This is a genomic window from Streptomyces sp. NPDC057694, from assembly GCF_042799415.1.
Lineage (GTDB): Bacteria > Actinomycetota > Actinomycetes > Streptomycetales > Streptomycetaceae > Streptomyces.
This window is the reverse complement of the sequence record NZ_JBHVIX010000004.1, coordinates 214588-226393: the sequence shown is the minus strand read 5'-3', so window position 1 is coordinate 226393 and position 11806 is coordinate 214588. Positions and strand designations below refer to the sequence as shown.

10 protein-coding genes are annotated in these 11806 nt (G+C 71.9%); 7 read left to right on the top strand and 3 right to left on the bottom strand.

What is annotated here, in order from left to right; translation table 11 throughout:
- Positions 1-25: 25 nt before the first annotated feature.
- Complete coding sequence (locus tag ACFVDP_RS13180; protein WP_383487876.1) at positions 26-1246, bottom strand: hypothetical protein; 1221 nt, start codon at positions 1244-1246, stop codon at positions 26-28.
- Positions 1247-1435: 189 nt separating this feature from the next.
- Here ACFVDP_RS13180 and ACFVDP_RS13175 point away from each other — a divergent pair, with 189 nt between their 5' ends.
- The 7 genes from ACFVDP_RS13175 (at position 1436) to ACFVDP_RS13145 (ending at position 9711) form a co-directional block, all read left to right on the top strand.
- Positions 1436-2833 (top strand): DEAD/DEAH box helicase, encoded by a 1398-nt coding sequence (locus ACFVDP_RS13175; RefSeq protein ID WP_383487873.1) that lies wholly within the window; start codon positions 1436-1438, stop codon positions 2831-2833.
- A 229-nt stretch (positions 2834-3062) separates the two neighbouring features.
- Positions 3063-3941 (top strand): polyphosphate polymerase domain-containing protein, encoded by an 879-nt coding sequence (locus ACFVDP_RS13170; protein ID WP_383487870.1) that lies wholly within the window; start codon positions 3063-3065, stop codon positions 3939-3941.
- Positions 3938-4615, top strand: coding sequence for a DUF4956 domain-containing protein (locus ACFVDP_RS13165; protein WP_383487867.1), 678 nt, complete (start codon positions 3938-3940; stop codon positions 4613-4615). Before ACFVDP_RS13170 ends, ACFVDP_RS13165 begins: the two co-directional genes overlap by 4 nt.
- Entirely contained in the window at positions 4615-6261 is a 1647-nt protein-coding gene (locus ACFVDP_RS13160) for a CotH kinase family protein (RefSeq protein WP_383487864.1), read from the top strand. Before ACFVDP_RS13165 ends, ACFVDP_RS13160 begins: the two co-directional genes overlap by 1 nt.
- A gap of 171 nt (positions 6262-6432) precedes the next feature.
- Complete coding sequence (locus tag ACFVDP_RS13155; protein ID WP_383487862.1) at positions 6433-7191, top strand: response regulator transcription factor; 759 nt, start codon at positions 6433-6435, stop codon at positions 7189-7191.
- 47 nt (positions 7192-7238) lie between these two features.
- A complete protein-coding gene (locus tag ACFVDP_RS13150; RefSeq protein WP_383488543.1) occupies positions 7239-8930 on the top strand; it encodes a sensor histidine kinase in 1692 nt (563 codons plus the stop codon).
- The gene (locus ACFVDP_RS13145; RefSeq protein ID WP_383487860.1) at positions 8899-9711 is read left to right on the top strand and encodes a fumarylacetoacetate hydrolase family protein; all 813 of its coding nucleotides are present in this window, start codon (positions 8899-8901) and stop codon (positions 9709-9711) included. The genes ACFVDP_RS13150 and ACFVDP_RS13145 overlap by 32 nt, the downstream gene beginning before the upstream one ends.
- On the opposite strand, the gene ACFVDP_RS13140 is transcribed toward ACFVDP_RS13145, so the two are convergent.
- Together ACFVDP_RS13140 and ACFVDP_RS13135 are read right to left on the bottom strand one after the other, a co-directional pair.
- Positions 9695-10390: a type 1 glutamine amidotransferase domain-containing protein gene (locus ACFVDP_RS13140; RefSeq protein ID WP_383487858.1), complete on the bottom strand. Its 696-nt coding sequence runs from the start codon at positions 10388-10390 to the stop codon at positions 9695-9697. The two genes, ACFVDP_RS13145 and ACFVDP_RS13140, sit on opposite strands and share 17 nt — an antisense overlap.
- Positions 10391-10501: 111 nt before the next feature.
- A complete protein-coding gene (locus tag ACFVDP_RS13135; protein ID WP_383487855.1) occupies positions 10502-11695 on the bottom strand; it encodes a helix-turn-helix domain-containing protein in 1194 nt (397 codons plus the stop codon).
- Positions 11696-11806: the final 111 nt, after the last annotated feature.

The following is an 11806-nucleotide window of genomic DNA, read 5'->3' as shown; positions in this document are numbered from 1 at the left end:
ACGCGTGCTCGTCGTGGCCGGAGCGTCAGTCCAGGACGAACGGGTTGGCGCGCTGTCCGGCGAGGGCGAACCAGGCCGTGGTGCCGGTGTGCAGGCTGGCGTAGAGCCGGTCCCCGTCGCCCGTCTCCAGCCCGTCGGACGACGTCGCCACCAGCCCGTACCCGTCCGCGCCGGGTGCGTCGGACTGTGCCGAACGCAGTGACGCGAGCAGCCGGTCCGCCCGCGCCGCGTCCCTTGAGCCGTTCCTGGCCCGCAGCGCGCACACCAGATGGCTGGTCCCCTCGAACCACACCTTCGAGGTGTCGGCGTCGCTGAAGGACACCCCGACGAAGCCGTTGTCCTCCGCCGCGAGCTGCTTCGACGCCCAGTCCAGGGACTTCGCGTGGCGGTCGTCGCGGGTGGCCAGGTACGACCAGGTCTGCGGGTCCTCCGGCACCGGGCTGCGGTTCACCGTGCTGCCGTCGGTGCCGGTACCGGTCCAGAAGGCGCCCTGCCCCGGGTCCCACATCGCGTCGAGGAACGCGGCCGCCGTGTCGGCCCGGCCGCCCCAGGCGTCGTCGTCGACGGCGTCACCGAGCGCCCGGAAGAACCCGGCGACATCGGCGTTGTGCTCGCTGGAGCGCCACGTCACCTTCTTCCCGGCGGAGGTGATGCCGCCCGCGTACCCGGCGGTGCCCGTCGACCGGTGGACGTTGTCCTGGATCCACAGCGCGGCGCGCAGCGCCCCGGAGCGGAAGGCGGCCGTGCCCGTGGCCTTGTGCGCATGCAGCAGCGCGAGACCCGCCCAGGACAGGGTGCCGGTGAAGACGTCGTCGGCCGCGGCCTTCGGCACCTTCGCACCCGACGCGGGCCGGCCCGACTCGTACGACTGGCGCAGCCTTCCGTCGTCCTCGGCGTCCTGCTCCTGGAGCGCCACCAGCGTGCGGGAGAGCGCGGCGGCCCGCTCCAGATCAGCGTCCTTGCCGCGCCGGCAGTACGCGATGATCACGAGCGCGACGTCGTAGGTGAAGGCCACCGTGGAGTGATGGCGCGCCAGGTACCCGCCCGTGTAGCTGCGGGGCAGCCCGCCGGGACTGCCCGCGGCCTCGTCCACCCGCCGGTCGAGGAACGTGTACGCGCGCCCGACGGCGTCCCGCGTAGACCGCCCGGACGCCGTCCCGGATCCTCCGGACGACGAGCAGGCGCCCAGGGCGCAGCCCATCAGCAGTGCGGTGAAGGCGCGGCGTCCGATCGCGAGGGGCGGCATCCCTCTATGGAAGCCCACAAAATGTGTTTATGGGCGCATATGCGATGAGCGTCGGAAGGCGTTCCCGATGCGCCCGGGTGCGACGGCGTCCGGCTGCGGCCCGAACCGGGGATCGCGGCCGCGTGCTAGCGTGATCTGTTTCCCGCCGCGCCTTCCTCGGTACGGTCCCCCTTCTGAGGAAGGCTCCCTGTGAGCGATTCAGCACGTGCCGACTCCGCCCCCACTCCGCCGCTGCCTCCCGTGGCGTCCTTCGCGGAGCTGGGGCTGCCGGCCGAGGTGCTGCGCACACTCGACGAACTCGGCGTGAGCGAGCCCTTCCCCATCCAGGCGGCCGCATTGCCGAACGCGCTCGCGGGCCGGGACGTGCTCGGCCGCGGACGCACCGGATCGGGCAAGACGCTCGCCTTCGGCGTCGGGATGCTCGCCCGGACGGCGGGCCGGCGCGCTCAGCCCAAGCAGCCGCTCGGGCTCGTCCTCGTACCCACCAGGGAGCTGGCGCAGCAGGTCGGCGAGGCGCTCACCCCGTACGCGCAGGCGCTGCGGGTGCGCCTGGCGACCGTGGTCGGCGGCATCTCCATCGGACGGCAGTCCGCCGCGCTGCGCGAGGGCGCCGAGATCGTGATCGCGACGCCCGGCCGCCTGCACGACCTGATCCAGCGCAAGGACTGCCGGCTTGACCGGGTCCGCATCACCGTCCTGGACGAGGCCGACCAGATGTGCGACATGGGGTTCCTGCCCCAGGTCACCGAGATCCTGGACCAGGTGCGTCCCGACGGGCAGCGCATGCTGTTCTCGGCCACGCTCGACCGCGACGTCGATCAGCTGGTCAGCCGCTATCTGCACGATCCCGCCGTCCACGAGGTCGACCCGTCGGCGGGGGCGGGCACCGCGATCGCGCACCACGTCCTGCTCGTGCACGGCCCGGACCGGTACGCCGTGGCCACGGAGATCGCCGCCCGTGACGGCCGCGTCCTGCTGTTCCTGGACACGAAGCACGGGGTCGACCTGCTCACGCGCCATCTGCGCGCCAGCGGGGTGGCGGCCGCCGCCCTGCACAGCGGGAAGGCGCAGCCGCAGCGCACCCGGACCCTGGCGCAGTTCAAGAACGGACAGGTCACCGCCCTGGTGGCGACCAACGTCGCGGCGCGCGGCCTGCACATCGACGACCTCGACCTGGTGGTCAACGTGTCCCCGGCGACCGACCCGAAGGACTATCTGCACCGGGCGGGCCGCACGGCACGGGCCGGCCGCTCCGGCACGGTCGTGACCCTGGTGCTCTCGGGCGAGCGCAGGGAGACGAGCCGGGTCATGGCGGAGGCGGGCGTCCGCGCCACGACCACCAAGGTGCGCTCCGGCGAAGCGGAACTGAGCCGGATCACCGGCGCCCGCAAGCCCTCCGGCGTCCCCCTCGACGGCGGACCCGCCGCGGCCCGGCCCAAGAACCACAACGAACCGTTCCGGGGCCTCGGTACGAGCAAGGACCAGGGCGCTTCCGGGTCCGGTTCCGGCGGCAAGTCCCGCAAGGGGAGCGAGGCCCGCAAGCTCGCCGAGGCCCGCAAGGCGGCCCGGGTGCGGCGCGGCGGCTGAGGCACGACCGACACCATTCGCAGGTGCACACCGGGCGCCGCCAGATCTGGCGGCGCCCGGTGTTTTGTCATGGCCCAACAACGCACCGCACTCTTCACGTTGCTTGCTGTTCACTTTCGGGCCTCTTTCAAGACTCCTGAAATCAACCCGTGATTCTCATGGGCTCTTCATGCGCCGTTGGTTGCGTATGCGAGGCCGGTCGGTCCGCAACGTACGAGCAAGGAGGCGCATGGTGCCCCAGGAGAGCAGCGAGGATCCACTGCATGTGGCCAGTCGGCTGCACGCGTTCAATCGGTTCGAGCTGAAGTACCTGGTCCCCGTGGACCAGGCGGCCGACATCCGTGACGAGTTGGCCGAGCGGATGGATGCCGACCTGCACAGTCCGGTCGGCGGCTACGGCGTGTGGAGCCTGTACTACGACAGCCCTCAACTCCAGTTCTACTGGGAGAAGATCGAGGGTCTGAAGTTCCGCCGCAAGCTGCGCATCCGCCACTACGGGAACCTCGACGGGGTCACCGACGACTCGACGGTCTGCGTCGAGATCAAGCAGCGCGTCAACCGGGTCACCCAGAAGCGGCGCATCATGCTGCCGTACGGCGTGGCACGGCAGTTGTGCGACCACCGGGCGGTCGTGGAGCACTCGCCGAAGGAGAGCGCCTTCATCCAGGAGGTCCTCGAACTCGTCGTACGGCTCAACCTCCAGCCCATGGCCATCACCGGCTACCAGCGCGAGGCGCTCGTCGGGCGCCACGCGGACACGGGCCTGCGGGTCACCTTCGACCGGCGCATCCGCGGCCGGGACCGGGATTTCCACTTCGGCACCGAGACGGCGGAGAACCGGTTCACGATCCCGCCGCACATGTCGGTGATGGAGATCAAGGTGAACGAGCGCACCCCCCACTGGATCACCGACCTCGCCGCGCGCCGCAACCTCAACCTCGTACGGATCTCGAAGTACGTGCAGTCCATCGAGGCGTTCGGGCTCGCACCGCGTTCGGTCTTCCACGTGAACGAGGCGGACTGTCCGCCGCCCACCCCCAATGAAGAGCAACCGCTGGAGCAGCGGTCGGCGCAGCACGACGCGTCGTTGACGGTAGGAGCAAAGTGAACTTCGATCTACAGGAACTCAGCGGCACGTTCAGCGTGGCCGACGTCGTGGCGGCGATGGCGCTGTCGTTCATCCTGTCCACGGTGATCGGCTACACGTACCGGTACACGCACCGCAACGTCTCCTACAGCCAGTCGTACGTGCAGACCCTGGTCATCGTCGGCATGATCGTCGCCCTGATCATGCTGGTCGTCGGGTCGAACCTGGCGCGAGCGTTCTCCCTGGTCGGCGCGTTGTCCGTGGTCCGCTTCCGGAACGCCGTCAAGGAGACCAGGGACGTCGGCTTCATCTTCCTGGCCATGGCGATCGGCATGGCGTGCGGCGCCCGGTTCTACACCCTGGCCGCGGTCGGCGCCGTCGTGATCTGCGCCGTCATCCTCCTCATGTTCAAGTTCAACTGGTTCGCCCTGAACGTGCAGCGCCAGGTCGTCAAGGTGCAGGTCCCGGCCGGTGAGGACTACACCCCGCAGATCCGCGACGTCCTCATCAAGTACACGAGCGAGTTCGAGCTGGTCAGCACCGAGACCATACGCGGCGGAGCGCTCAGCGAGATCTTCTACACCGTGCGGCTGAAGAAGGGCGCCGAGCCCGGCGATCTGGTCAGCGCACTTCAGGAACGTACGTCCGGCCAGCGGGTCACGGTGCTCACCGGTTACGACACGACGGACCTGTGATGAGCGGCGAGACCCCCGTGCGGCGCAGGCGGCGGCTGCGGGACCGGGTGCCCGTACGCCTGCGCCACCACTGGAAGCCGGCCGCGGCGCTGGGCGTCGGGCTCGCCGCCATGGTCGCCTTCCTCGGCGACGCGCGGATGTCCCCGTACGTGACCTCGTCGTCGAGCGTCGAGGCGGACGCCATCACGGACGACGTCGGGGGAACGGTGGACCTGTACGACGCGTCGGCGTCGCACACGATCCAACTGACCTATCAGCAGACCGACTTCAACAAGATGATGAAGGAGTTCAAGGACGACGGGACCAAGGACTACATCGAGGCCGACCTCGTCATCGACGGTGTCTACCTCAATGACGTCGGCATCCGGCTGAAGGGCAACTCCACCCTGTCGTCCCTGCGCGGCGGAGCCCGAGGTGGTCCCGGTGGCGGCCAGGGCATGCCCGGTGCCGGGCAGCAGGGCGCTCCGGCCGGTGGCGCCTCCGCGGGCGCCACCGGCGGAGGAAAGAAGACGGAAGGGGCGGGCGGAGCCGGTGGTCCCGGCGGCGCCGGCGGCATGGGCGGGATGATCTCCTACGACCTGTCGGCCGAGAAGCCCGAGGAACTGCCCTGGCTCGTCAAGGTCGACGAGTATGTCGAGGGCCGCGCGTACCAGGGTGAGCGGGAGATCTCGCTGCGCCCCGGGAGCAACGGCGACGTGCCGCTCAACGAGGCGCTGTCGCTGAAGCTCACCGACCGGAGCGGGCAGAAGGCCGAGCGGTACGCCTTCACCGAGCTGACGGTGAACAACCGGCCGACCGCCACCCGCCTCATGGTCGAGAGCCCGGACACGGACTACGCGGAGAGCGTCGGCAACGGCAACGGCGTGGCCTACAAGGCGCGCGCGGGCAGCAGCTTCGAGTACAAGGGCGACGACCCGACCGACTACGAGACGTCCTTCAAGCAGCTCAACAAGAAGGGCAGCCAGGACCTCGAACCGGTCATGAAGTTCATCAAGTGGGTCGACAGCGCCTCGGACAAGGAGTTCGCCCGCGACCTCCACCAGCACGTCGACGTCGACTCGCTGGCCACCTACGTCGCTCTGCAGAACCTGATGCTGAACGGCGACGACATGGCGGGCCCCGGCAAGAACTACGTGCTCTGGTACGACCTGGACACCAAGAAGTTCTCCGTCCTGGGCTGGGACTACAACCTCACGTTCAGCGGGGACGCTACGGCCGGACCGGAGGACGACGTCGGGATCGGCGGCGGCATGATGGGCGGCGGGGGCGGTGCCGGTGGTGCCGGTGGTGCCGGTGGTGCCGACAACGGTCAGATGCCTGAAGGAATGCCGACGGACATGCCTTCAGGAATGCCCGAAGGGATGCCCGACGGTATGCCGGGCGGCGGCGGAATGGGCGGACACCCTCTGAAGGAGAAGTTCCTCGACTCCGACGCCTTCGACGATGTCTACAAGAAGGCGTACAGCGAGCTGTACCAGAAGCTGTACGGCTCCGGCACCGCGGCCACGGACCTGAAGGACATCGCGGAGCAGGCGCGCAACGCGGGCGCCGACTCCAAGACCCTCGACACCGCCGTGACCAAGCTCCAGAAGACGGTCACCGAACGGTCCGCGGCCCTGGCCGAGGACAAGGAGGTCACCGGCTGAGGATCCCGGCATCCCGGACCGCCCCCGACGGCGCGGCCCGGGATGCCGGATTCCACCTGATTGCAGGCTTTTCACGGCTTTCGTGGACAGGGTCGCTGCCTACCATCGCGCCCCACGACCGCGGCCCGCAGTGCCGCGGGTCCGCCTGTCCGTACTCCGAGGTGTCAGAACGTGATCGACCAGCACGCCCCCACCCGCACGCCCTCCGTCGGGCACACCGTCCTGGTCGTGGAGGACGACGCCAGCATCCGTACGCTGCTCACCTCCGCGCTCGGCGCGGCGGGGTACGCCGTGGCGAGCGCGGCCAGCGGGCAGCAGGCCATGTTCCAGGCCGGCAGCAAGCGGCCCGATCTGATCGTCCTCGACGTGCTGCTGCCCGACACCGACGGCTTCCAGGTCACGCGCGATCTGCGCGCGCAGGGCGTCTACACGCCCGTGCTGTTCCTCACCGCGAGGGCCGGAGTCGAGGACCGCATCATCGGCCTGAGCTCGGGCGGCGACGACTACGTCACCAAGCCTTTCCACGTGCAGGAGGTGCTGCTGCGCATCCGCGCCATCCTGCGCCGCACCGGGACACCGGCCTCCGCGGCCGGTCACCGCCCGCCGCTGCGGTACGCCGACCTGACCCTGGACGAGACGACCCACGAGGTCTCCCGCGCGCACCACCCGCTGAAGCTGTCGCCGACCGAGTTCCGGCTCCTGGCCTGCCTGCTGGAACACGCCGAGCGGGTCCTGGAGAAGGCCGAGATCCTTCAGCAGGTCTGGCAGTACGACTTCTCCGGCGACACCCGGATCGTCGACACCTACGTCAAGAACCTGCGCCGCAAGATCGACCGCGACGCGCCCTCGCTGATCCACACCGTGCGCGGGGTCGGCTACTGCCTGCGGCTGCCGCGTGACGAGGCGGGGACGGGGGCGGGTGCGCGGTGAGGCGGCAGCGCTTCGGGCGTCCGCGCCTGCGGTCACCGGGACGGCGTCTGCGAGCGCTGGGCCGACGGCTGCCGCGCCCACGCTCCCTGCGCGGCCGTCTCGTCCTGATCGCCGGGCTCCTCGCCACCAGCGCCGTCCTCGGGTGCCAGCTCGCCGGACTGACCGTGCTGCGCGGCTGGCTCACCGACCAGGTCGACGGGCGGCTCTCGCACTTCAAGCCGCCGCCCCAGGTCTACGAGGCCGTCGCCGACGACAAGAAGCTCCGGATGCCGCGCTCGGAGAACGCGCTGCCCTCCGACTACCGGGTCTTCTTCTACGACGGACGCGGACGGCTGCTGAGCATCTCACTGGGCACCAGCAGCAACCCGGAACCCCAACTCCCGCAGAACGAGAAGGACTTGAATCTGACGGGGGGAAAGCCGGGCACCATTCCGGCCGAGGACGGCTCCGCCGGGGCGGACTGGCGGGCGGTCTCCTACGCCGGCCCGGACGGCATGCGGGCCGTCGTCGCCCTGCCCCTGGACACCGTGGACGGCGCCACCACCAAGCTCCTCTGGCTCAGCTTCGGGCTCGGCGCCGCCGCAGCCGTCGGTGTCGTCGTCCTGGGCAATGGGGCCGTCCGCCTCGGCCTGCGCCCCCTCACCCGGGTCGAGCGCACCGCCCAGCACATCACCGAAGGCGCCCTGGAACTCAACGTGCCCGTCACGGACCGGGACACCGAGGTCGGCCGGCTCGGCCTGGCCCTCAACACCATGCTCGACCGGCTGCGCACCGCGCTGCACCGCACCGAGAACTCCGAACAGCAGCTGCGGCGCTTCCTCGCGGACGCCGGACACGAGCTGCGCACACCGCTCACCGCCGTGCAGGGCTTCGCCGAACTCCTCCTCGACGAACCGGACATGACCGAGGACCGGCGCCGCGAGGCGCACGAGCTGATCGCCCGCAACGCCGACCGCATGAGCCGCCTCGTGGACGATCTGTTCCTCCTCGCCAAGCTCGGCGAGAGCGCGAGCGGGGCCGGGACCGGCTCCGGGTCGGGGACGGGGGCGAGTCACGACACCGGCGGCACACCCGCCGCGCACCGCGAACCGGTCGACCTGCTCTCCCTTGCGGCCGACGCCATCGCCACCACCGCGATCCGTCACCCCCGGCGCGCCATCGCCCTGGAACCCCTCGCCGCCCCGCCCCGGGACCGCCCCGCCCGGCCCCCGTCCACCGATCCCGCGGCCGACGCCGAGAGCGACCTCGACGTCATCGAGGCGCCGGGCGACCCGCACCAGCTCGCCCAGGTCCTCGGCAACCTGCTCGCCAACGCCTGTACGCACACTCCCGCCGAGGCCCGCATCCGCGTCCGGGTCGGCGCCGTCCGCGTCCCCGGCCCGCCGCTGTGCGTCGTCGAGGTCGCCGACGACGGCCCCGGCATCAGCCCGGAGGAGGCCCCGCACGTCTTCGAGCGCTTCTACCGCGCGACACCGTTCGAGCCGCAGGACCCGCCCGGCGCGACGGAAGCCGCATCCCGCCCCGAAGAGCCGGGCAGCCCCGAGCCCGAGCCCCAGCCCGAACCCGGCTCCGGCCTCGGACTCGCCATCGCCTCCGCCATCGCGACGGCGCACGGCGGGCGGCTCGAACTGGACAACCACCCCGGCGAAGGCTGCACCTTCCGCCTGCTCCTGCCCGACTCGACCACCGCGCCGAAGGACGACACCGATGAGGCTCACCACGCTTCGCGTCACCCGTGACCGCACCGCGGCCGCCCGCATCGACAGGAAGTACCTGACGCTCCTGCCCCACACCGATGTCGGCGCCCTGGTCGCGTCGGACCCGGACTGGGCGCGCGCCGCCGCCGCTCACGACGGCGAGCGACTCCCGCTGCGCGCCACCACCCCGGCGCAGCCCCTGTTCCGCCCCGGCCGGGTCGTCCGCGCGGAGTCCAACTACCCGACGCGCAGCAAGGAGCTGGGGCAGGACCGGCCGACGGCGCCGGCGGTGCGGATCACCTGGCCGGCCGTCACGGCGGGCGCGGAGACCACCGTGCCGCTCCCCGCTCCGGCCCGGCAGGCAGTGCGGTGGGGCGTCGAACTCGGCGTCGTCATCGCCCGCCGGGCCCAGCGCGTTCCGACCGTGGCGGCCTTCCGGCACATCGCCGGGTACGTCGTCACGGTCCGCGTCCACGACACCCTGCTGATCGGTCCCGAACTGGTCACCCCCGACCAGCTGCCGCCCGGGGCGCGCGGGCTGACGCTCACGGGCACGCTCGACGGGCGGCTGGTCCAGAAGGCCAACACCTCGGAACTCCGCTTCGACGTCGCGACCCTCGTCGCGCACGCCAGCACGGTGACCGAGCTGCGCCCCGGCGACCTCCTCACCACGGGCACACCGGGTGGCGCGCTCGACCACCCCCTCGCCCCGGGGCAGCACGTCCGCGCGGCCATCAAGGGCCTGGGCGAGATCGAGGCGTCCTGCGCGGCGGCCGCCGCGCAGGACGCCGTCGGCCGAACGCCGCTCAGCCCAGGCGCTTGAGCAGCTCGGCGGCGAGCGGAACCGAGGAGGCTGGGTTCTGGCCGGTGACGAGGTTGCGGTCGCTGACCACCTTCGGCGCCCACGCGTCGCCCACGAGGACCCGTACACCGGCGTCGGTGAGCCGGTCCTGGAGGAGCCACTTCGCACGGTCGGCGAGACCGGCCTGCGTCTCCTCCTCGTTGGTGAACGCGGCGACCTCGTAGCCCTGGAACGTGTTCGTGCCGTCGTCCCGTGTCGCGGCGAGCAGCGCGGCCGGGCCGTGGCAGACCACCCCGAGGGGCTTGCCGGAGTCGAGGGCGCGGGTCAGCAGCGCACCGGAGTCCGCGTCGACGGCGAGGTCCTCCATGGGCCCGTGGCCGCCCGGGTAGAAGACGGCGGCGTAGTCGTCCAGGTCGACCTCGTCCAGCTTCAGCGGGGACTGCAGCTCCGTCATCGTGGCGAGGAGGCGCTCGATCCGGTCGGCGCCCTCCTGGCCGCCGTTCATCTCCGGCGCGAGGCTGCCCCGGTCGACGGTGGGCACGACGCCGCCGGGCGTGGCGACGACGACCTCGTGGCCAGCGGCCTTGAACGCCTCGTAGGGGGCGGCGGCCTCCTCGGCCCAGAAGCCGGTGGGGTGCAGGGTGCCGTCGGCGAGGGTCCAGTGGTCGGCGCCGGTGACGACGAAAAGAATCTTCGACATGGGGGGTCAGCTCCGTGTTCCGCGAGGGTGTACGTGTCCGTGCCCTCGACCGTAGAACCGAACGGGCCCTCGGATCCACCGGAGACCCGCAAGCGGGGGAGCGCGCGACGGTCAGGGCCGCGCCACGGCACCGCCGCCACCGAGCAGCCGCGCGAGCACCAGCATCGTCTCCAGGCGGCCCTGGGCGCTCGGCTGGGCGTCCCGGGTCACCTCGGCGATCTGCCGCAGCCGGTAGCGCACCGTCTGCTCGTGCACGTACAGGCGCCTGGCCGTCACCACGGCGTTGTCGCCGCTGTCGAGATAGGCGAACAGGGTGCGCAGCAGCGGGCCCCGGCGGCGCTCGGGCAGTTCGAGCAGCGGGCCGAGCGTCCGCACGGCCGCCGCGTCCAGCAGATCACCGGCCCGGGACGCGGTGAGCGTCGCCAGATGGTCGGCGCAGCGCAGCGGCCGGCCCACGGGCAGCACACCGCGGCGGACCAGGTCGACGGCGTGCAGCGCCCAGCGCAGCGAGTCCGCGGCCCGGCCGACCGGCACCAGGGGGCCGAGCGCCGCGCCTCTCGTGCGCAGCAGCGGGAACCCGACGCGTTCGCCGGGCACGATCAGATACGGGGCCTCGGGCGCGTCCTGCACCAGCACCTCGTCGGGGAGCGCGGCCGCGGGCGCCGCCGTGCCCGGCGGCAGGGCGACCACGGTGACGGCGTCGGGCAGCGGCCAGGCGGCCGCCTCGGCGAGAGCGGCGAGCGAGTCGCCGTCGACGGTGAGGTCCGCGACCAGCGCGTCCCGCAGCCGCGCCCGCCGTCCGTCGAGGAGCGAGCGCGGCCCGTCCTCCTGGGCGAAGCCGCCCAGCGCGGACTCGGTCGCCGTGCGGATCAGCACGAACGTCGTCTCGATCAGGCACTCCAGCGTCGACTCCGGCCAGTGGAACTGGTACGCGGCCCTGATCAGCCGTCTGCGGGCCACCTGGCCCGCGACGCCCAGGGCCGTGCCCAGCGTGTCGACCGGGTAGCCCGCCCGGCAGTGCTGGGCGCCGATCCGCTCGTAGAAGGCGGTGAGATCCGACAGCGGGGCGGCCGAGCCGGGGCCCGGTGCGCCCAGCGCGGCGAGGAACAGGTGCACGGTCCGGTCGACGACCCGGCGCACCGAGAAGTCCCGGGTGCGGTTGAACGCGTCGGCGTACGCCGGGAGCCGGGCGGCGACCTCGTGCTCCATCTCCGCGACGGCGGCCGGGACGTACCGGCCGAGCAGGCGGCGCAATTCGTGCGGGGGAGGCGCGGAGGGGAACGGCTGCGCCAGAGCGGTGGTCATGGGGGTTCTCCAGCAGAGGCGGGGATCCTGGGGGGAATCTGTAGGGGTTCTGCGGGGGTACGCCATGGTGGGGCCCCCGCGCCCAGGGCGCCAGACGCAACCTGCCTCCGT